Origin of the sequence: Achromobacter sp. K91, assembly GCF_003576205.1 — a bacterium.
GTDB classification, from domain to species: Bacteria; Pseudomonadota; Gammaproteobacteria; order Burkholderiales; family Burkholderiaceae_B; genus Achromobacter; species Achromobacter aegrifaciens.
The window spans coordinates 86,833-105,175 of sequence record NZ_QWFB01000027.1 but is presented as its reverse complement, the minus strand read 5'-3'; the positions used below and the strand labels follow the sequence as shown (position 1 = coordinate 105,175).

The 18,343-nt window shown below is 66.4% G+C and carries 21 protein-coding genes; 16 read left to right on the top strand and 5 right to left on the bottom strand.

Going from position 1 to position 18,343, the window contains the following annotated elements; translation table 11 throughout:
* Positions 1 to 21 precede the first annotated feature (21 nt).
* On the bottom strand, positions 22 to 1,209 hold the full coding sequence (locus tag DXK93_RS10035) for an aminotransferase class I/II-fold pyridoxal phosphate-dependent enzyme (protein WP_054452865.1): 1,188 nt from the start codon (positions 1,207 to 1,209) through the stop codon (positions 22 to 24).
* Between the two features lie 145 nt (positions 1,210 to 1,354).
* Here DXK93_RS10035 and DXK93_RS10030 point away from each other — a divergent pair, with 145 nt between their 5' ends.
* From DXK93_RS10030 to DXK93_RS09985, 10 genes are all read left to right on the top strand, one after another.
* The gene (locus tag DXK93_RS10030; RefSeq protein ID WP_119449983.1) at positions 1,355 to 2,623 is read left to right on the top strand and encodes an adenosylmethionine--8-amino-7-oxononanoate transaminase; all 1,269 of its coding nucleotides are present in this window, start codon (positions 1,355 to 1,357) and stop codon (positions 2,621 to 2,623) included.
* Positions 2,624 to 2,721: 98 nt separating this feature from the next.
* Positions 2,722 to 3,696, top strand: a complete 975-nt coding sequence (locus DXK93_RS10025; RefSeq protein WP_119449982.1) for a hypothetical protein — start codon at positions 2,722 to 2,724, stop codon at positions 3,694 to 3,696.
* Positions 3,693 to 3,854: a cbb3-type cytochrome oxidase assembly protein CcoS gene (gene ccoS, locus DXK93_RS10020; protein WP_042794347.1), complete on the top strand. Its 162-nt coding sequence runs from the start codon at positions 3,693 to 3,695 to the stop codon at positions 3,852 to 3,854. Before DXK93_RS10025 ends, ccoS begins: the two co-directional genes overlap by 4 nt.
* A 149-nt stretch (positions 3,855 to 4,003) precedes the next feature.
* Positions 4,004 to 5,491 carry a cytochrome-c oxidase, cbb3-type subunit I gene (ccoN, locus tag DXK93_RS10015; RefSeq protein ID WP_054452861.1) on the top strand — a complete coding sequence of 496 codons (1,488 nt, stop codon included), beginning with the start codon at positions 4,004 to 4,006 and terminating at the stop codon, positions 5,489 to 5,491.
* Between the two features lie 10 nt (positions 5,492 to 5,501).
* Positions 5,502 to 6,236 (top strand): cytochrome-c oxidase, cbb3-type subunit II, encoded by a 735-nt coding sequence (ccoO, locus tag DXK93_RS10010; protein ID WP_054453668.1) that lies wholly within the window; start codon positions 5,502 to 5,504, stop codon positions 6,234 to 6,236.
* 2 nt (positions 6,237 to 6,238) lie between these two features.
* Positions 6,239 to 6,415 (top strand): cytochrome oxidase, encoded by a 177-nt coding sequence (locus tag DXK93_RS10005; protein WP_054452859.1) that lies wholly within the window; start codon positions 6,239 to 6,241, stop codon positions 6,413 to 6,415.
* Positions 6,412 to 7,362: a cytochrome-c oxidase, cbb3-type subunit III gene (ccoP, locus tag DXK93_RS10000; RefSeq protein WP_054452857.1), complete on the top strand. Its 951-nt coding sequence runs from the start codon at positions 6,412 to 6,414 to the stop codon at positions 7,360 to 7,362. The genes DXK93_RS10005 and ccoP overlap by 4 nt, the downstream gene beginning before the upstream one ends.
* Before the next feature lie 75 nt (positions 7,363 to 7,437).
* A complete protein-coding gene (gene ccoG / locus DXK93_RS09995) occupies positions 7,438 to 8,928 on the top strand; it encodes a cytochrome c oxidase accessory protein CcoG (RefSeq protein WP_054452855.1) in 1,491 nt (496 codons plus the stop codon).
* Positions 8,929 to 8,948: 20 nt separating this feature from the next.
* Positions 8,949 to 9,158 carry a FixH family protein gene (locus tag DXK93_RS09990; protein ID WP_054452853.1) on the top strand — a complete coding sequence of 70 codons (210 nt, stop codon included), beginning with the start codon at positions 8,949 to 8,951 and terminating at the stop codon, positions 9,156 to 9,158.
* Positions 9,159 to 9,173: 15 nt separating this feature from the next.
* Positions 9,174 to 9,410: a hypothetical protein gene (locus tag DXK93_RS09985; protein ID WP_054452851.1), complete on the top strand. Its 237-nt coding sequence runs from the start codon at positions 9,174 to 9,176 to the stop codon at positions 9,408 to 9,410.
* Positions 9,411 to 9,456: 46 nt separating this feature from the next.
* Here the strand turns inward: DXK93_RS09985 and DXK93_RS09980 are convergent, their stop codons facing one another.
* Together DXK93_RS09980 and DXK93_RS09975 are read right to left on the bottom strand one after the other, a co-directional pair.
* Positions 9,457 to 9,798: a zinc ribbon domain-containing protein YjdM gene (locus DXK93_RS09980; RefSeq protein ID WP_119449981.1), complete on the bottom strand. Its 342-nt coding sequence runs from the start codon at positions 9,796 to 9,798 to the stop codon at positions 9,457 to 9,459.
* A 109-nt stretch (positions 9,799 to 9,907) separates the two neighbouring features.
* A complete protein-coding gene (locus DXK93_RS09975) occupies positions 9,908 to 10,840 on the bottom strand; it encodes a LysR family transcriptional regulator (protein ID WP_054452847.1) in 933 nt (310 codons plus the stop codon).
* A 125-nt stretch (positions 10,841 to 10,965) separates the two neighbouring features.
* Between DXK93_RS09975 and DXK93_RS09970 the strand changes: the two genes are divergently transcribed.
* The 6 genes from DXK93_RS09970 to DXK93_RS09945 all read left to right on the top strand — a co-directional run bounded on the left by DXK93_RS09970 (position 10,966) and on the right by DXK93_RS09945 (position 16,918).
* Complete coding sequence (locus DXK93_RS09970; protein ID WP_119449980.1) at positions 10,966 to 11,940, top strand: tripartite tricarboxylate transporter substrate binding protein; 975 nt, start codon at positions 10,966 to 10,968, stop codon at positions 11,938 to 11,940.
* A gap of 7 nt (positions 11,941 to 11,947) precedes the next feature.
* On the top strand, positions 11,948 to 12,982 hold the full coding sequence (locus DXK93_RS09965; RefSeq protein ID WP_119449979.1) for a 4-hydroxythreonine-4-phosphate dehydrogenase PdxA: 1,035 nt from the start codon (positions 11,948 to 11,950) through the stop codon (positions 12,980 to 12,982).
* Between the two features lie 45 nt (positions 12,983 to 13,027).
* Complete coding sequence (locus DXK93_RS09960; protein WP_118932506.1) at positions 13,028 to 14,200, top strand: L-rhamnonate dehydratase; 1,173 nt, start codon at positions 13,028 to 13,030, stop codon at positions 14,198 to 14,200.
* A 2-nt stretch (positions 14,201 to 14,202) separates the two neighbouring features.
* Entirely contained in the window at positions 14,203 to 15,132 is a 930-nt protein-coding gene (locus DXK93_RS09955; RefSeq protein WP_119450098.1) for a dihydrodipicolinate synthase family protein, read from the top strand.
* A gap of 104 nt (positions 15,133 to 15,236) precedes the next feature.
* Positions 15,237 to 16,160 carry an ABC transporter ATP-binding protein gene (locus DXK93_RS09950; protein WP_054452839.1) on the top strand — a complete coding sequence of 308 codons (924 nt, stop codon included), beginning with the start codon at positions 15,237 to 15,239 and terminating at the stop codon, positions 16,158 to 16,160.
* On the top strand, positions 16,157 to 16,918 hold the full coding sequence (locus DXK93_RS09945) for an ABC transporter permease (protein ID WP_042794334.1): 762 nt from the start codon (positions 16,157 to 16,159) through the stop codon (positions 16,916 to 16,918). The genes DXK93_RS09950 and DXK93_RS09945 overlap by 4 nt, the downstream gene beginning before the upstream one ends.
* A gap of 25 nt (positions 16,919 to 16,943) precedes the next feature.
* Here the strand turns inward: DXK93_RS09945 and DXK93_RS09940 are convergent, their stop codons facing one another.
* Together DXK93_RS09940 and DXK93_RS09935 are read right to left on the bottom strand one after the other, a co-directional pair.
* Complete coding sequence (locus tag DXK93_RS09940; RefSeq protein WP_119449978.1) at positions 16,944 to 17,642, bottom strand: glutathione S-transferase family protein; 699 nt, start codon at positions 17,640 to 17,642, stop codon at positions 16,944 to 16,946.
* Between the two features lie 89 nt (positions 17,643 to 17,731).
* Positions 17,732 to 18,283: a GNAT family N-acetyltransferase gene (locus tag DXK93_RS09935; RefSeq protein WP_233564528.1), complete on the bottom strand. Its 552-nt coding sequence runs from the start codon at positions 18,281 to 18,283 to the stop codon at positions 17,732 to 17,734.
* Between the last annotated feature and the right edge of the window lie 60 nt (positions 18,284 to 18,343).

Below are 18,343 nucleotides of genomic sequence, written 5' to 3'. Positions count from 1 at the left end.
CTTGCATGGGAACGGCGGCCATCACGCCAGCGCGGCGGCGAAACCGTCGATCAGCCGCGCCACGTCCACGTCGCGGTGCGCGGCGCTCAGCGTGACGCGCAGGCGGCTGGTGCCGGCGGGGACGGTGGGCGGGCGGATCGCCACGGCCAGCAAGCCGCGCTGTTCCAGTCCCGAGGCCAGCGCCAGGGCGCGGGCTTCGTCACCCACGATGGCCGGCACGATCTGGGTGGAGGATGCCCCCGTGTCCAGCCCCATGCCGCGCAGCGCGGCGCGCAGGTTGTCGCCCGCGGCCGCCAGGCGGGCGCGTTCGGCGTCCAGCGTGGGCACCAGGTCCAGCGCCGCGTCCATGGCGCCCAGCACCGCGGGCGGCAGCGCCGTCGTGTAGATGAAGCCCGAGCAGGCGTTGACCAGGTAGTCGCACAGCGCGCGCGAACCGGCGACGTAGGCGCCGAATCCGCCCAGCGCCTTGCTGAACGTGCCCATGGCCAGGTCGATGCGGCCGGGCGCCAGCCCTGCCAGCCCCATGCCGCGGGGGCCCAGCACGCCGGTGGCGTGCGCTTCGTCCAGGTAGACGAAGGCGCGGTAGCGGTCGGCCAGGGTTGCCAGCCGTTCCACGTCGGTCCGGTCGCCGTCCATGCTGAACACGCTTTCGGTGACGATGAATCGCGATACAGGCTGGCCGGCCGCGCTGTCCGCCCTGGCGGCCAGCAGGCTTTCCAGATGGTCCAGGTCGTTGTGCCGGAAGCGGATCTGCTTCACGCCCGCCGCCTGGCAGCCATGGTGCAGGCTGGCGTGGTTGAGCTTGTCGGCATACAGCTCGACCTCGCCCTGGCTGGCGGCCGCGCGCAGCAGGGCGGGCAGCACGGCGGCGTTGGCTTGCCAGCCCGAGGCCAGCAGCAGCGCGGCTTCGGTGCCTTTCAGCCGGGCCAGCTTGGCTTCCACCTGTTCGTGCAGGTCCAGGTTGCCGGTCACCAGGCGCGACGCCTGGGCGCCCGCGCCGTGGCGGGCTGCCCATTCGCGCGACCGCTCGACCAGCAGCGGATGCCGCGACAGGCCGAGGTAATCGTTGCTGGAGAAGTTCAGGACCGGCTCGCCCTCGAGGACGAGGCGTCCCGGGGCGGCGGCGGAGGCCGTGCGCAGGCGGCGGCGCACGCGGCGCGCTTCCGCGCGCGCCAGCTCGGAGGAGAAAAGCGGATCCAGCTTGGACATCTATATTTCCGGCAGCGGCCGGGCAGGGGGAGGCCGCGCCAGGCCGTAGAATGCGGGCCATTGTAGTGGAGGCGGACGCTGCCCCCGTTCCGGCCGGATGCGCCGGGCGGACCCGGCTCGCGCCGCCGGTATCGAGAGGTGAATCATGCACACGCCCGACTGGGTGGCCCAGGGCCAGCCCCATATCTGGCTACCCTATGCCCAAATGAAGACGGCCACGCCGCCGCTGCCCGTGGTGCGCAGCCATGGCAGCCGGCTTGAGCTGGCCGACGGCCGCAGCCTGATCGACGGCGTCGCGTCCTGGTGGACGGCCTGCCACGGCTACAACCACCCGCACATCGCCCAGGCGGTGCGCGCGCAGCTGGACGCCATGCCGCACGTCATGTTCGGCGGACTGACCCATGAACCCGCATTGACCCTGGCCCGCCGCCTGGCCGGCATGCTGGGGCCGGGACTGGACCGCGTCTTCTATACCGATTCCGGCTCGGTGGCGGTGGAAGTCGCCATGAAGATGGCGTTGCAGTTCTGGCTCAACCAGGGCGAACGCGGCCGCAGCCGTTTCCTGGCGTTCCGCGGCGGCTATCACGGCGACACCTTCGGCACCATGGCGGTGTGCGATCCGGACGAGGGCATGCACAGCCTGTACCGCGGCATGCTGGCCGAACACGACATCGTCGACCTGCCGCGCGGCGAAGCGGAGCTGGTCGCGCTGGAGGCCCACCTGGAATCCCATGGCTCGCGGCTGGCCGGCATCCTGGTCGAGCCGCTGGTTCAGGGCGCGGGCGGCATGCTGCTGCACGACCCGGAAGTACTGCGCCGTCTGCGCCGTTTGGCCGACCGGCACGGCCTGCTGCTGATCTTCGACGAGATCTTCACCGGCTTCGGCCGCACTGGCACCATGTTCGCCTTCGAGCAGGCCGGCATCCGGCCGGACATCGTGACCTTGTCCAAGGCGCTGACCGGAGGCACCCTGCCGCTGGCCGCCACGGTGGCCAGCGGCCGGGTATTCGAGGCGTTCTGGTCCGACGATCCTTCGCACGCGCTGATGCACGGCCCCACCTTCATGGGCAATGCGCTGGCCTGCGCCGCAGCCAACGCCTCGCTGGATCTCTTTGAGACCGAACCGCGGCTGGCCCAGGCGCAAGCGATCTCCGCGAGCCTGACGGCCGGCCTGGAACCGTGCCGCGAGCTGCCCTGGGTGCGCGACGTGCGCGTGCTGGGCGCGATCGGCGTGGTGGAACTGGACGGCATCGCCGACCGCGAGGGCCTGAAGCGGCGCCTGGTCGAAGCCGGCGTGTGGGTGCGGCCGTTCGGCAATGTGGTCTATCTCACGCCGGCGTTGACGATCGCCGACGGCGAACTCGCCAGCCTGATGCGGGCGGTAGTGGACGTGCTGCGCCGCCAGCGTCCCTGAGCCGGATCGCGCCCGGTCGGCGTTGCCGGGGCAAACCCGCCAGATCCGCCTTGATCCAGATCAAGGCGGCTTTGTAACGCGCTGAGTAACATCGGCGCATGCGAGCAAAATCGATCTTCGCCGTCCCGGCCGGCCTGTCCGACGCCGACCGCCAGCAGCGCCGCCATGCGCTCGTGCGCCTGTCGCTGGCGTGGCTGGCGATGATGCAGGTGATGATGTTCGCCTGGCCCGGCTACCTGCGGCATGAAAGCATGCCCGCCGATGCGCTGGAAACGCTGGACTGGGCCATCGTGCTGATGAACTGGGCCAGCTTTGCGCTGACTGTGCCGGTCGTGGTGTATTCGGCCTGGCCGATCTGGCGCCACGCCGGCGACAACCTGCGCCATGGCCGCGCCGGCATGGACGTGCCGGTGGCCCTGGGCATCGTCGCCGCCTTCATTCCCAGCGTCCACGCCACCTACACGGGGCGCGGCGAGGTCTACTTCGATTCGGTCACGATGTTCGTGGCCTTCCTGTTGACCGCGCGCTACCTGGAGCTGTGCGCCCGCCAGTCCTTCGGCGGCGCGGCAGGCGGCTTGCGCCACGAGCGCGTGGAGGCGCAGCGCCTGGAACTGGGCGCGCGCGCCGACCGGCTGGCCTCGCGCTTCGTCATGGTCCAGGTCGCGCTGGCGCTGGCCGCCGCGGCCGCCTGGGCCTACATCGATCCGGCGCACAGTATCCCGGTGATGGTGGCGCTCCTGGTGATGAGCTGTCCCTGCGCCATGTCGATGGCGGTGCCCACCGCCATGGCCTCCGCCCATTCGGCGCTGGCGGCCCATCCCAACATGTCCGATGCGGCGCTGGACGAACTGCTGGGCGAGGCGCGCCGCCGCGCTCGCCAGAACCTGAACGGATCGGTGGTCTGGCACCTGCTGATGACCCCGCTGGCGTTGGTCGGCTGGGTCACGCCATGGCTGGCCGCGATCACCATGCTGGTGTCCTCGCTGGCGGTCGCCTACAACTCGTGGCGCCTGTGCCGCCGCGACTGGGCTGGCGCGCCCGCGCCCGCCGCCGCGCTGGAAGCGGCGCAATGACCATCCTCTATCTGCTCCTGCCCCTGTCCCTGCTGTTCGTGCTGGCCATCGGGGTGTCGTTGTGGTGGGCCGTGTTCAACGGCCAGTATGACGACACCGATGACGCCGGCCGCGCCATCCTGCTCGATGACGACAGCGGCCCCGCCAGCCGCGGCTGAGCGGCGCGCTTGATTTCGCGCCTGGACCCGTTGCGCCGGCGCCGCGTTCCCCGCCGTGTAACCAGATGCTTGATCCAGATCAACGCTGCCTTGTTTGACTAGTCCCATCATTGCAGCCTGGAGCTATCTGTAACTTTAGGGGAAGGGCGATGAACGATTGCGCCGCAATCGCAAGCAAGGCCGATACCTTCAACTACAAGATCGTGAGGCAATTCGCGCTCATGACGGTAGTGTGGGGCATCGTCGGCATGGCTGTGGGCGTTTTTCTCGCTGCGCAGCTTATCTGGCCGCAGCTGAACTTTGACACCGCATGGCTGAGCTACGGCCGCCTGCGCCCGCTGCACACCAACGCGGTGATCTTCGCCTTCGGCGGCAGCGCGTTGTTTACGACGTCGTACTACGTGGTCCAGCGCACCTGTCAGGCGCGCCTGTTCTGCGGCCCGTTGGCCGCCTTCACGTTCTGGGGCTGGCAGATCGTCATCGTCGCCGCCGCCATCACCTTGCCCATGGGCTTCACCAGCAGCAAGGAATACGCCGAACTCGAATGGCCCATCGACATCCTGATCACCCTGGTCTGGGTGGCCTACGCCATCGTGTTCTTCGGCACCATCATCAAGCGCCGTTCCAAGCACATCTACGTGGCCAACTGGTTCTTCGGCTCGTACATCCTGACCATCGCCATCCTGCACATCTTCAACAACATTGAAATGCCGGTGTCGATGTGGAAGTCCTATTCCGCCTACTCGGGCGTGCAGGACGCCATGGTGCAGTGGTGGTACGGCCATAACGCCGTGGGCTTCTTCCTGACCACCAGCTTCCTGGGCATGATGTATTACTTCGTGCCCAAGCAGGCCGGCCGTCCCATCTATTCCTACCGCCTGTCCATCGTCCACTTCTGGGCGCTGGCCTTCACCTACATGTGGGCGGGCCCGCACCACCTGCTGTACACCTCGCTGCCCGACTGGACCCAGTCGCTGGGCATGACCTTCTCGCTGATCCTGCTGGCGCCGTCCTGGGGCGGCATGATCAACGGCATCATGACCCTGCAGGGCGCCTGGTACAAGCTGCGCACCGATCCGATCCTGAAGTTCATGGTGACGGCGCTGTCGTTCTACGGCATGTCGACCTTCGAAGGCTCGATGATGTCGATCCGCACGGTCAACGCGCTGTCGCACTACACGGACTGGACCATCGGCCACGTGCACTCCGGCGCGCTGGGCTGGGTCGCCATGATCTCCTTCGGTTCGCTCTACTACCTGATCCCGCGCCTGTACGGCCGCGAGAAGATGTACAGCGTCAAGGCCATCGAACTGCATTTCTGGATCGCGACCATCGGCGTGGTGCTGTACATCGCCGCCATGTGGATCGCCGGCGTGCAGCAGGGCCTGATGTGGCGCGACACCGCCAGCGACGGCACGCTGGTCTACAGCTTCGTGGAAGAGCTGAAGACGCGCGTCCCGTACTACCTGATCCGTTTGCTGGGCGGCACCTTGTTCCTGTCGGGTGTGTTCGTCATGGCCTGGAACGTGTGGATGACGGTGCGCGGCGCGCAGCCGGTCAACCCCGCCATTCCGCAAGACGATCCCCATGCCGCACGCCAGCCGGTTCCCGCGACCGCTGTGCCGGCCACTGTTTGACGAGGACATCATGGCCAACAATAAATCTGGTTTCTTTTCGCACCAGACGCTCGAGAAGAACATCGGCTGGATGATCATCGCCAGCATCCTGGTGGTGTCCTTCGCGGGCCTGGTCCAGATCGTGCCGCTGTTCTTCCAGCACAGCACGACCCAGCCCATCGCGGGCGTGGAACCCTACAGCCCGCTGCGCCTGATGGGCCGCGACGTCTACATCCGCGAAGGCTGCGTCGGCTGCCATTCGCAGCAGGTGCGGGTGCTGGCGGCCGAAGTGCAGCGCTACGGTTCGTACTCGCTGGCCTCGGAATCGGTCTTTGACCATCCCTTCCTGTGGGGCTCCAAGCGTACCGGTCCCGACCTGGCGCGCGTGGGCGAACGCTATTCCGACGATTGGCACCGCATCCACCTGCGCGACCCGCGCAAGGTGGTGCCGGAGTCCAACATGCCCGCCTATCCCTGGCTGGAAAAGACCGTCATCACTGGCGAGAACGTGAGCGACCGCATGCGCGCCCTGCGCAAGCTGGGCGTGCCCTACACGGACGAGGAGATCGCCGAGGCGCCCAAGGCCATCGAAGGCAAGACCGAGGAAGACGCGCTGGTCGCCTACCTGCAAGGGCTGGGCGTGGGCGTGCGCAAGGCCAAGCAGGCCGAGCAGGCCAAGAAGGCGGAAGAGGCCAAGAAGGCCGCCGCACAACCTGCGGCGCAACCCGCCACCCAAGCCGCCGCGCCCGCGGCCGCGGGAGGCTGACCATGCTGGGCTATCTGAGCGCCGTCGTCACCGCCATTTCGATGGCAACTTTCTTCGGCATCGTCTGGTGGGCCTGCTCGCGCGGCCGCCAGAGCGCCAACCGCGAATCGGCCATGCTGCCGTTCGCACTGCCCGATGAGTTCGGGCAGGGACAACAAGATGGAGCGAATCGGTCATGAGCGATTTCGTTAGCGGCTTCTGGGGGTATTTCATCTCGATCGTCGCCGTGGGCGGCGTGGTCTGGTGCGTGTGGCTGCTGTACACGCAGCGCCGCTGGCTCAGCACCAAGCCGGCCAACGGCAAGGTCGAGGACACGGGCCACGTCTGGGACGGCGACCTGACCGAGCTGAACAACCCGGTGCCGGGCTGGTGGACCTGGATGTACCTGCTGGCCTGCGCCTTCGCGCTGGGCTATCTGTTCTTCATGCCGGGCCTGGGTGAGTACAAGGGCCAGCTGGGCTACAGCAGCACCGAGGAAGTGGCCAGGCAGCAGGCCAAGATGGCCGAAGCCGTGCGTCCGATCTACGCGCGCTTCGAGACCATGGACATTCCGCAGATCGCCCAGGATCCAGGCGCTCGCGAAATCGGCCAGCGCCTGTTCCTGAACACCTGCGCGCAATGCCATGGCTCGGACGCCAAGGGCGGCCCCAGCTTTCCCAACCTGGCCGACGGCGACTGGCTGCACGGCGGCTCGCCTGAAGCCATCATGCAGACCATCACGCAGGGCCGCGTGGGCGTGATGCCGCCCTGGAAGGCCGCGATCGACGCCAAGACGGCTGCCGATATCGCCCAGTACGTGCGCTCGCTGTCGGGCCTGACGGCGGATCCGGTCCGCGTGTTCCGCGGCAAGCGCGAGTTCGCCAATTACTGCGTGGCCTGTCACGGCGTCGACGGCAAGGGCAACCAGGCGCTGGGCGCGCCCAACCTGACGGACGACGTCTGGCTCTACGGCAGCTCTGAAGCGACCATCGTCAAGACCATCCTGGATGGCCGCGACAATCGCATGCCGGCGCATGGCGACATCCTGACGCCGGAGCAGATCAAGATCCTGACGGCCTGGGTCTGGGGCTTGTCGAACAAGCCCGAAGCGACGGCCAGCGCCGCGCCGGGCACGGCAACGAAGTAAAGGCTTTACAGCGCGTTTTGGGGGCCGCGCCTGGCGTGGCCCCCATATCACTGGACATACAGCAGGGAGCAGGAAATGGAAGATGGGTCAGCCGCAAGGGTCGGCACTACGCCTGACGGTGACCCGCCGCCCTGGCGGCCGCATGTGAGGCCGCCGCGTCCGGGGACGGAAACCCTGGAGCAGACGCTGGCGGGCGTGCGCAGCAAGATCTACCCGCGGTCCGTCAGCGGCATCTTCGCGCGCTGGCGCATCGCGTTCGTCTTTCTGACCCAGCTGATTTTCTACGGCCTGCCATGGCTGCAATGGAACGGCCGCCAGGCCGTGCTGTTCGACCTGGGCGCGCGCAAGTTCTATCTCTTCGGCCTGGTGCTGTGGCCGCAGGACGTGGTCTACCTGGCGGTGCTGCTGGTGATTTCGGCGCTGGCGCTGTTCCTGTTCACCGCGGTGGCGGGGCGGCTGTTCTGCGGCTACGCCTGTCCGCAGACCGTGTACACCGAGATCTTCATGTGGATCGAGCGCAAGGTCGAAGGCGACCGCGTCGCGCGCATCCGCCTGGACGAATCGCCCTGGACCTGGCGCAAGGTGCGCCTGAAACTCACCAAGCATTTCCTGTGGATCGCGCTGGCCTGGTGGACGGGCTCCACCTTCATCGGTTATTTCGCACCCATCCGCGAACTGGGCCATGAGCTGTTCGCGCTGCAACTCGGCCCCTGGCAGTGGTTCTGGATGCTGTTCTACGGCTTCGCCACCTGGGGCAACGCCGGCTTCATGCGCGAATCCGTGTGCAAGTACATGTGCCCGTACGCGCGCTTCCAGAGCGTGATGGTGGACCCCGACACCTTCGTGGTCACCTACGACAAGCGCCGCGGCGATCCGCGCGGCGGCCGCTCGCGCAAGGTGGACCACAAGGCCGCCGGGCTGGGCGACTGCGTCGATTGCAGCCTGTGCGTGCAGGTCTGTCCGACCGGCATCGACATACGCGACGGCCTGCAATACATGTGCATAGGCTGCGGCGCCTGTATCGACGCCTGCGAACAGGTCATGGACAAGATGCAGTACGAGCCCGGCCTGATCCGCTATACCTCGGAACGCGCCATGTTGGACGGGCTGTCCGCCAAGAGCGCCCGCTCCCATCTGCTGCGTCCGCGCGTGCTGATCTACGGCACGCTGATCCTGGCGCTGGCCATCGCTTTCGTGGCGTCGCTGGCCATGCGCAACCCCTTGCGGGTGGACGTGATCCGCGACCGCGGCGCGCTGGGACGCGAAGTGGCCGGCGGCATGATCGAAAACGTGTACCGCCTGCAGATCATCAATACTTCCGACCAGCCGATGCGCCTGCAGCTCTCGGTCGAGGGCATGCCCGGCCTGAAGGTGATGATGGGACAGCAGGGCTCGGACACGGTCGACGTCGAGGCGGCGGCCAACAAGCTGGTGCCCATGGTGATCCGCGCGCCGGCTGGCGCCGAGCCGGGCGCCCATGCCATCACGCTGCGCGCGCGCGGCCAGGACGGCGAGAGCCGTCCGGTCGAGACCGACGAGCCCGCCAGCTTCTACGTACCCGATTGAATACTGAAAAGGACAAGCCCATGACCGCCGCCCAACCCGCCAAGACCGCCAAGCCCTGGTACCGCGAGCCCTGGCCCTGGATCCTGATGGCCGGCCCGTTCGTGGCCATGATAGGCTGCTTCGTCACGATCTATTTCGCTTTCACCAACTTCAGCAATCAGCCGATCCAGGAGGGCGTGGTCAAGCGCGGCCTGGTCATCGAGCAGGCCGCGTCCAGCGCCAATCCGTAATCGGGGAGAACACAGATGGGCTTGCGATCATTGATGTGGATCCTGTGGCCGTCCTTCATGGCGGCCGCGGCGGGGAGCGCGCTGATCTTCGCCCTGATCGACCCCCTGGATGTGGCGATCTTCGGGCATGTGCCTACCGGACGCACCGGCTTCTACACCGTGTCTTTCTTCGTGCTGTGGGTGATGGCGGGGTTGTCCAGCACGCTGACCGCGTACCTGATGCCCAAGGCCGAGGAACCCGAGGACCTGTAGCCGGGGCGCGGCGTGGCCGCGGCCCGGGGCCGTCGCAAGCGGCGGCCTATACCTTCTTCACGAACTCCGACTTCAGGCTCATCGCCCCGAAGCCGTCGATCTTGCAATCGATGTCGTGGTCGCTATCGACCAGGCGGATGCCCTTGACCTTGGTGCCCATCTTGACCACGCCGCCGGAACCCTTGAGTTTCAGGTCCTTGATGACAGTGACGGTGTCGCCGTCCTGCAGCACATTGCCGGCCGAGTCGCGGTAGACGCGCGCGGCTTCATCGGCAGATTCCGCGGCCTGCGCCGGCCATTCATGCGCGCATTCCGGGCAGACGTAGAGGGCGCCGTCTTCATAGGTGTATTCGGACTGGCATTTGGGACAGGCGGGCAGTGCGCTCACGTGTGGACCTCAGTGTAAAAAACGCGCGATGCGCAACACGCGATTGTACTGCGCGGCATGCTGTTTTCCCCTGCGCCGCGAGAGTTTTCCCCCTTTGCATTGCGCGCTCTCAAGCTGTTGCGTCGCCATGCAGCAAGCCCACGAAATGCCGCGCGGCGGCGCTCAGCGGACGGTCGCGCGGCACGATGCTGCCGAAGGCCGTCAGACTTTGCCGGATCTGGTAGGGCAGTATCGCCAGCAGGCCATGCGCCGCGTAACGGCTGGCCACCGATTCCGGAATCACGCCCAGCATCGTCGATTTCATCGCCAGGTTCGTCGTGGTCAGGATGGACGCTGATTCGATCAGGCCCCTGGGCGTGGAGGCGTTGTGCGAACGGAACTCCTGTTCGATGACGTCGCGCATCGGACTGCCATGCGGCTGCAGCACCCAGGGATAGTCCAGCATGGCGTCAAAGCTCACGCGCTTGCGGCCGGCCAGCGGATGGTCCACCGACGCGATCACCGACAGCGCCTCGTCGCCGATCGGGCGAAAGACGTACTGGCTGTCCGACAGGGTCAGCATGCGGCCGATCACCACGTCCAGCTTGCCTTCGTTCATGCGGCCGATCAGCAGGTCGCTGGTGCCGGTGGAGATTTCTACCGCCAGCAGCGGATAGGTCTGTTTCAGGCGCAGCAGGGCGTCGGTCAGATGGCCGGGCGATGCGGCCATGATGCTGCCGATGAACAGCTTGCCCGCGCTGCCCAGGCGCAGCTCCTCCAGTTCGCGCGCCAGCGACGAGACCGTGCCGCGCATGCCCCGGAAGTACCCCATCACGCATTCGCCCGCCGCGGTCAGCGCCAGCCCGCGGCCGACCCGTCCGTATAGAGGCTGGCCGATGGCCAGTTCCAGCTCGTGCAGCATCTTGCTGGCCGCGGACTGGGTCATGTTGAGCTGGCTGGCGGCGGCGCGCAGCGTGCCGCGTTCCTCGATCGCCAGCAACAGGACGATCTGCCGCATGCGCAGCCGGGCCAACAGGGAAGGGACGTGGATCGCGCGTTCCATGATTGATCGCCTCAGGTGAACGATTAGTGCAAAAGTTTCATTTTACGGAAACAGCGCTTCTTTCTAAGATGGACTCACAAAAGATTGCCTCTTCAACGGGCAAAAAACCAACCAAGGAGACAACCATGAAGACTAGGCTATTGGCCGCGATGGCGGCCGGCGCCCTGTGCCTGTCGGCCCTGGCGCCCGTCCAGGCGCAGACCGCCGACTGGCCCAACAAGCCCCTGCGCCTGCTGGTGGGATCCGCGCCGGGCGGCGGCACCGACGCCATGGCGCGCGCCGTGGCCGACAAGCTGGGGCCCTTGCTCAAGCAGACCGTGGTGGTCGAGAACAAGCCGGGCGCGTCCAATACGCTGGCGGCCGACCTGGCGGCCAAGTCCACGGACGGCCACACCATGGTGATGGGGGTCTCGACCGCCCATGCCATCGCGCCGCACCTGCTGAAGCTGGGCTATGACAACGACCGCGATCTGACGCCGGTGGTGTTCGTGGGCGCCGTTCCCAACATCCTGGTGGTCAACAACGACGTGCCGGCCAAGTCGGTGCAGGAACTGATCGCTCTGCTCAAGAGCAAGCCTGGCACCTACAACTTCGCCAGCAGCGGCTCGGGCAGCACCCAGCACATCGCCGCCGAGCTGTTCAAGGACGCCACCGGAGTGCAGATGATCCACATCCCGTACCGCGGCAGCGGCCCGGCGCTGGTGGACCTGATGGGCGGGCAAGTGCAGATCGCGTTCGAGACCGCGTCTTCCGTGATCCCCCACATCAAGAGCGGCAAGGTGCGCGCGCTGGCCGTGCTGAGCGCCAAGCGCAACGCCCAGTTGCCCGACGTGCCGACGATGGCCGAGGCCGGCGTCCCAGGCGTGGAAATGAGCGCCTGGTACGGCATCTACATGCCCAGCGCCACGCCCGCCGCCAACCAGAAGCGCATCCATGACGCCGTCAACGGCATCCTGGCCCTGCCCGACACGCAGGCCCGCCTGCAGGCGATCGGCGCTGACATCAACCCGATGAGCCAGGAGCAGTTCGCGCAGTTCCATAAGAGCGAAAACCAGCGCTACGCCGGCGTCATCAAGAAGAACAACATTTCCGTGGAATGACCCAGACATGAGCAAGCAGCAGAAACCCGTCATCGCCCTGACCCTGGGCGACCCCGCAGGCATCGGCGCCGAACTGATCGCCCGCCTGCTGGCCAGACCCGAAGCCATGCAACAGGCGAACATCGTGCTGGTGGGCGACGAGTGGCTGTGGCGCGAAGGCCAGCGGGTGGCAGGCGTGCAGGTCGCCACCCAGCCCGTGGACAGCATCGAGGCGGTGCGCGGCCGGCCGGACACCGGCGCGCCCGCCTGGCTGGGGATGGATACCATCGACCCCGGCCAGGTGCATGTCGGCCAGGCCGAGGCCGCGGGCGGCGCGTCGGTGCTGCGGGTGCTCAACGCCTGCATGGACGCCGCGCGCGACGGCCACGTCGACGCCATCTGTTTCGCGCCCCTGAACAAGTACGCCATGAAGCTGGGCGGCCTGGGACACGACGACGAACTGCACCACTTTGCGCAGTACCTGGGCGTGACCGGCTATTTCTGCGAGTTCAACACCCTGGGCGACCTGTGGACTTCGCGCGTGTCCTCGCATATTCCGTTGAAGGACGCGGCGGCGGCGCTCAGCATCGACGGCATCAAGGACGCTACCCGGCTGATCTACCGTTCGTTGCAGGCCAACGGCATTGCCGAGCCGCGCGTGGCGGTGGCGGCCTTCAATCCGCATGGCGGCGACGGCGGCACCTGCGGCCGCGAAGAGGTGGACATCATCGCGCCCGCCGTGCGGCAACTGAACGATGAGGGGCTGCCGGCGCAGGGCCCGTTCCCCGCCGACACCATCTTCCTGAAGGCCCAGGCCGGCGAGTTCCAGGCCATCGTCACCATGTACCACGACCAGGGCCAGATCGCGATCAAGCTGCTGGGCTTTTCGCGTGGAGTGACGGTGCAGGGCGGCCTGCCCATTCCCATCACCACGCCGGCCCACGGTACCGCCTACGACATCGCCGGCCAGGGCCGCGCCAATCTGGACGCCACCTGGCAGGCCTTTCTCATCGCCTGCCGCATGGGCCTGTCGCACCGCGCATCGCGCACGCGGGCGGGCTGATCCGCCGCTTTCATTCCATACCCTTATTCCAAGCAGGAAATCCTCATGAAGATCAAATCCGTCCGCGCCCGCGTCTACGAGTGGACCGGCAAGACCGTGCCGCCGCAGGGCAATTTCTGCTCCAACGCCATGGACCTGCTGTATTCCAAGCAGGAAACCATGAGCACCTTCCGCTTCCACGGCTGGACCGTGGTCGAGGTGGAGACGGACGACGGCATCGTGGGCCTGGGCAACGTGGCGCTGGCGCCGCGCGTGGCCAAGGCCATCATCGACCAGTACCTGGCCCCGCTGGTGATCGGGCAGGATCCCTGGGATTACGAATACCTGTGGCAGCGCATGTACCGCTCCACCCACGCCTGGGGCCGCAAGGGCGTGACCATGGCCGCGATTTCGGCGGTGGACCTGGCCATCTGGGACATCCTGGGCAAGTCGGTGAACAAGCCCGTCTTCAAGCTGCTGGGCGGCCGAACCAAGGAAAAGATCCCGGTCTACTACTCCAAGCTCTACCGCACCGACCTGAAGGCCATGCAGGAAGAGGCCCAGACCTATCTGGACCAGGGCTTCACGGCCTTCAAGATGCGCTTCGGCTACGGTCCGGCGCACCTGCAGAAGGGCGTGTCGGAGAACCTGAAGTCGGTGGAGGCGGTGCGCGAGGTGATCGGCTACGACACCGACCTGATGCTGGAGTGCTATATGGGCTGGAACCTGGAGTACGCCAAGCGCATCCTGCCCAAGCTGGAAAAGTTCGAGCCGCGCTGGCTGGAAGAGCCCGTCATCGCCGACGACATCGACGGCTATGCGGAACTGAACCAGCTGACCTCGATCCCGATCTCCGGCGGCGAACACGAATTCTCGCTCTATGGCTTCAAACAGTTGCTGGACCGCAAGGCGGTGTCGGTGGTGCAGTACGACACCAATCGCGTGGGCGGCATCACGGCGGCGCACAAGATCAACGCGCTGTGCGAGGCCTACAGCGTGCCGGTGGTGCCGCATGCCGGCCAGATGCACAATTACCACCTGACCATGAGCACGCTGGCCTCGCCCATGAGCGAGTACTTCCCCATGTTCGACGTGGAGGTCGGCAACGAGCTGTTCTATTACATCTTCGACGGCGAGCCGGTGGCCAAGGAAGGTTTCATCGACCTGGACGACGACAAGCCCGGCCTGGGCCTGACGTTGAAGACGGAATACCTCAAAGACTTCAACATCATCGAATGAACATGGCTACCTACCAGAACCCGCGTTATCGCGGCATATTCCCGGTCGTGCCCACCACCTTCACCGAATCCGGCGAGCTGGATCTGCCCAGCCAGAAGCGCGCGGTGGATTTCATGATCGACTCGGGCGTGGACGGCCTTTGCATCCTGGCCAATTTCTCCGAGCAGTTCGTGCTGTCGGACGACGAGCGCGAAATCCTGACGCGGACCATCCTGGAGCACGTCGCCGGCCGCGTGCCGGTGATCGTGACCACCACGCACTTCAGCACCCAGGTCTGCGCCGCGCGCAGCCGGCGCGCGCAGGAGCAGGGCGCCGCCATGCTGATGATCATGCCGCCTTACCACGGCGCGACGATCCGGGTGTCCGAGGAACAGGTGGTGGGATTCTTCCAGCGCGTGTCGGACGCGGTGGATATCCCCATCATGATCCAGGATGCGCCGGTCGCAGGCACGCCGTTGTCGGCGGCGGCGCTGGCGCGGATGGCGCGCGAGATCGAGCACGTCGCCTACTTCAAGATCGAAACCGCGGGCGCGGCCAGCAAGCTGCGCGACCTGATCGCGCTGGGCGGCGAGGCCGTGGAAGGGCCCTGGGACGGCGAGGAAGCCATCACCCTGCTGCCCGACCTGGATGCCGGCGCCACCGGCTCCATGACCGGCGGCGGCTTCGCCGATGGCCTGCGGCCCATCATCGAGGCCCATCGCGCAGGCAGGCGCGACGAGGCCTACCGCCTGTACGAGCGCTGGTTGCCCCTGATCAATTACGAGAACCGGCAGGGCGGCATCCTCACGGCCAAGGCCTTGATGAAGGCCGGCGGCGTGATCGCGTGTGATGCGCCGCGCCACCCTTGGCCGGCCATGCGCGCGGAGGTCCGGCAGGGCCTGCTGGAGACCGCGAGCCGCCTTGATCCGCTGGTCCTGCGCTGGGCACGCTGAGCAGGGATTGATCAGCCTGCCAAACACACTGTTCCGTCACGGCGAACAAGCCTGTCACGCGTGACGGTTAAAATCCCTGGCTATCCATCCAGTCGGGGGCGCGTGTGCAGCCGGTCATTTCAGTTCAGGATCTATCCAAACGGTACGCATCCGGATTCCAGGCGCTCAAGAGCGTGAACCTGGATATCCGGCGCGGCGAGATCTTCGCCCTGCTCGGGCCCAACGGCGCGGGCAAGACCACGCTGATCAGCATCATCTGCGGCATCGTCAATCCCACCGCCGGCCGCGTGCTGGCAGACGGCCACGACATACTCACGGAGTTCCGCGCGGCCCGCGCCAAGATCGGCCTGGTGCCCCAGGAAATTTCCACCGACGCGTTCGAAAGCGTCTGGAACACCGTCAACTTTAGCCGCGGCCTGTTCGGCAAGCCGACCGACCACGCCTACATCGAAAAGGTGCTGCGCGACCTGTCCCTGTGGGACAAGAAGGACAGCCGCATCATGGCGCTGTCGGGCGGCATGAAGCGCCGCGTCATGATCGCCAAGGCGCTGTCACACGAACCCGCGATCCTGTTCCTGGACGAGCCCACCGCCGGCGTGGACGTCGAGTTGCGGCGCGGCATGTGGGAAATGGTGCGGCGCCTGCGCGAAAGCGGCGTCACCATCATCCTCACCACGCACTACATCGAGGAAGCCCAGGAAATGGCCGACCGCATCGGCGTGATCCGCAAGGGCGAGATCATCCTGGTCGAAGAGAAGCACGCGCTGATGGCCAAGCTGGGCAAGCGCCAGCTGGCGCTGACGCTGAAGGCGCCGCTGCCGGGCATCCCCACGGCGCTGGACGCCTTCCAGCTGGACCTGTCCGACAACGGCCACAAGCTGGTCTACACCTACGACAACCAGGGCGGCGGGGAAATCTCCCGGCTGCTGCATGAGCTCTCGCGCCTGGAGATCGAATTCACCGACCTGAATTCGTCGGAAAGCTCGCTCGAGGATATCTTTGTCAGCCTGGTGCACGGTCAATCATGAACTTCTACGCCATCCGCGCTATCTACCTGTTTGAAATGGCCCGCGCGTGGCGCACGCTGATGCAAAGCGTGCTGTCGCCCGTGATCTCCACCTCGCTGTATTTCGTGGTGTTCGGTTCCGCCATCGGTTCGCACATGGTCGAGATCGACGGCGTGAGCTACGGCGCCTTCATCGTGCCCGGCATGATCATGCTGTCGCTGCTGACGCAAAGCATCGCCAACGCGTCCTTCGGCATCTACATGCCGCGCTTCTCGGGCACCATCTACGAAATCCACTCGGCGCCCATCTCCTACGTGGAGATCGTCATGGGCTATGTGGGCGCTGCCGCCAGCAAGTCCATCATCCTGGGGCTCATCATGCTGGCCACGGCGCGCCTGTTCGTGTCGTTCGAGGTCGCGCATCCGTTCTGGATGCTGGGTTTCCTGGTGCTGACGGCCGTGACCTTCAGCCTGTTCGGCTTCATCATCGGCATCTGGGCGGATGGCTTCGAAAAGCTGCAGATCATCCCGCTGATGATCATCACGCCGCTGACCTTCCTGGGCGGCACCTTCTATTCCATCAAGATGCTGCCTCCGTTCTGGCAGACCGCCACGCTGTTCAATCCGGTGGTGTATCTGGTCAGCGGCTTTCGCTGGGCCTTCTATGGCGTGGCGGACGTCAGCGTCGGCGTCAGCGTGGGCATGACGCTGGTGTTCCTGCTGGCCTGCCTGATCGGCGTGCGCTGGATCTTCAAGACCGGCTACCGGCTGAAGACCTAGCGCAGACGGACAGGGGGACGGTGGCTCAGGCTTGGGCCGCCGGCGCGCGGCGGGCCAGGCCGTCATGGGCATCGAGCAGGCGCTCGCGCCAGGCGTGGACCGGATCGTCCTGGGCCAGCAGTTCCAGCGTGCTGGTGCAGCGCGCCCACATGAACATGCCAAACACCGCGTAGTCGGCATAGGCCGGCTGCGCGCCCGCCAGATAGGGCTGCTTGCCCAGCATCTGCCGCAAGGGCAGCAGCGCCGCGCGCAGCGCGGCGATCTGGTCTTCATAGCCCGCCGGCAGGTCTTCCAGCCGGCCGAAGCGCTTCTCCCGCGTGGCGCGGAAATAGTCCCGGTCCTTTTCATGGATCAGGCCGTGGATGCTGGGCAGCAGCAGCCGCGCCAGCGTCGGCACCAGGGTCGTGTCCGACCATGAATTCACGAACAGGCTCAGCGCGCGGCCGCTGGCGCCGCCGAACAACGAGGGGCGCTCGGGGAAGGTGTCTTCCAGGTAGCAGGCGATCTGCCAGGAATCGCTGACCACATGTTCGCCATGCACCAGCACCGGCACCAGCTTCTGGCCGGAAAAGTCTATGGCTTCCTTTTCGGTGAAGCGCCAGGGTACGGTCGCCGCGGTCAGGCCCTTGTGGGCCAGGGCCATGTGGGTCTTCCAGCAATGCGGGCTGAAGCGCAGCGAGGCGTCGGCGCCCGCCAGGTCATAGAGAGTGAGATCCGGGGTCAAGATACTGCGCTCCTTCTACGTGTCGGTGAGGGAATCCGGAACAGGATAACCGGTTGCGCAGGGCGGGTGGCTCAGGCTTGCCGGACCCGCTATTTGCCGGCGTCGGGCCGGGCCAGCGTGCGGCCTAGCAATTGGCCGGGCCAGCCATTCACGTCGAAGGTCGAAATCCGTTCGTAGCCGCAGGATTCGTAGAAGCGCACCAGAGCGCCGCTGCCGCCGCCGTAGCAGTCCACCCGCATGCGTTCCACGCCGGCGGCGCGCGCCTGCTCATCGGCAAATGCCAACAGGCGCCGGCCCAGGCCGCGCGCCCGGTCGTCGCGCGAGGCCACCAGCAACCTTACGTAGATTTCTGGTGCGGTCGCCGCAGGCACATAGGGCATGGATGCGCCCAGCACCAGCGCGCCATGGATGCCCCCGCCCGGTTCCTCGGCGACCCACGCCCCGGGCAGCGCGCAGGCTTCGGTCACGTTGGCGATGCGCTTGGGCAAGGCCGACCAGGGCTCGCTGCCCCATTGCCCCTCATTGCCCATGTCCACGAACCAGGCGATCACTTCGTCGAAGACCCGCAATACTGCGGGGGCATCTTCCACGCGTGCGCGGCGGATCGTCAGCTGGTTTGTCTCGTTTGCCGTCAAGGTCACAACGCCTCCTGGTTCCTTTCGCTCGGGTATCCCGAACTGGCGTCATCATAGTTGCGCCGC

Coding starts and splice junctions, on each gene's coding strand:
- DXK93_RS10035 (WP_054452865.1), bottom strand. CDS start 1,209: ATGTCCAAGCTGGATCCGCTTTTCTCCTCCGAGCTGGCGCGCGCGGAA.
- DXK93_RS10030 (WP_119449983.1), top strand. CDS start 1,355: ATGCACACGCCCGACTGGGTGGCCCAGGGCCAGCCCCATATCTGGCTA.
- DXK93_RS10025 (WP_119449982.1), top strand. CDS start 2,722: ATGCGAGCAAAATCGATCTTCGCCGTCCCGGCCGGCCTGTCCGACGCC.
- ccoS (WP_042794347.1), top strand. CDS start 3,693: ATGACCATCCTCTATCTGCTCCTGCCCCTGTCCCTGCTGTTCGTGCTG.
- ccoN (WP_054452861.1), top strand. CDS start 4,004: ATGAACGATTGCGCCGCAATCGCAAGCAAGGCCGATACCTTCAACTAC.
- ccoO (WP_054453668.1), top strand. CDS start 5,502: ATGGCCAACAATAAATCTGGTTTCTTTTCGCACCAGACGCTCGAGAAG.
- DXK93_RS10005 (WP_054452859.1), top strand. CDS start 6,239: ATGCTGGGCTATCTGAGCGCCGTCGTCACCGCCATTTCGATGGCAACT.
- ccoP (WP_054452857.1), top strand. CDS start 6,412: ATGAGCGATTTCGTTAGCGGCTTCTGGGGGTATTTCATCTCGATCGTC.
- ccoG (WP_054452855.1), top strand. CDS start 7,438: ATGGAAGATGGGTCAGCCGCAAGGGTCGGCACTACGCCTGACGGTGAC.
- DXK93_RS09990 (WP_054452853.1), top strand. CDS start 8,949: ATGACCGCCGCCCAACCCGCCAAGACCGCCAAGCCCTGGTACCGCGAG.
- DXK93_RS09985 (WP_054452851.1), top strand. CDS start 9,174: ATGGGCTTGCGATCATTGATGTGGATCCTGTGGCCGTCCTTCATGGCG.
- DXK93_RS09975 (WP_054452847.1), bottom strand. CDS start 10,840: ATGGAACGCGCGATCCACGTCCCTTCCCTGTTGGCCCGGCTGCGCATG.
- DXK93_RS09970 (WP_119449980.1), top strand. CDS start 10,966: ATGAAGACTAGGCTATTGGCCGCGATGGCGGCCGGCGCCCTGTGCCTG.
- DXK93_RS09965 (WP_119449979.1), top strand. CDS start 11,948: ATGAGCAAGCAGCAGAAACCCGTCATCGCCCTGACCCTGGGCGACCCC.
- DXK93_RS09960 (WP_118932506.1), top strand. CDS start 13,028: ATGAAGATCAAATCCGTCCGCGCCCGCGTCTACGAGTGGACCGGCAAG.
- DXK93_RS09955 (WP_119450098.1), top strand. CDS start 14,203: ATGGCTACCTACCAGAACCCGCGTTATCGCGGCATATTCCCGGTCGTG.
- DXK93_RS09945 (WP_042794334.1), top strand. CDS start 16,157: ATGAACTTCTACGCCATCCGCGCTATCTACCTGTTTGAAATGGCCCGC.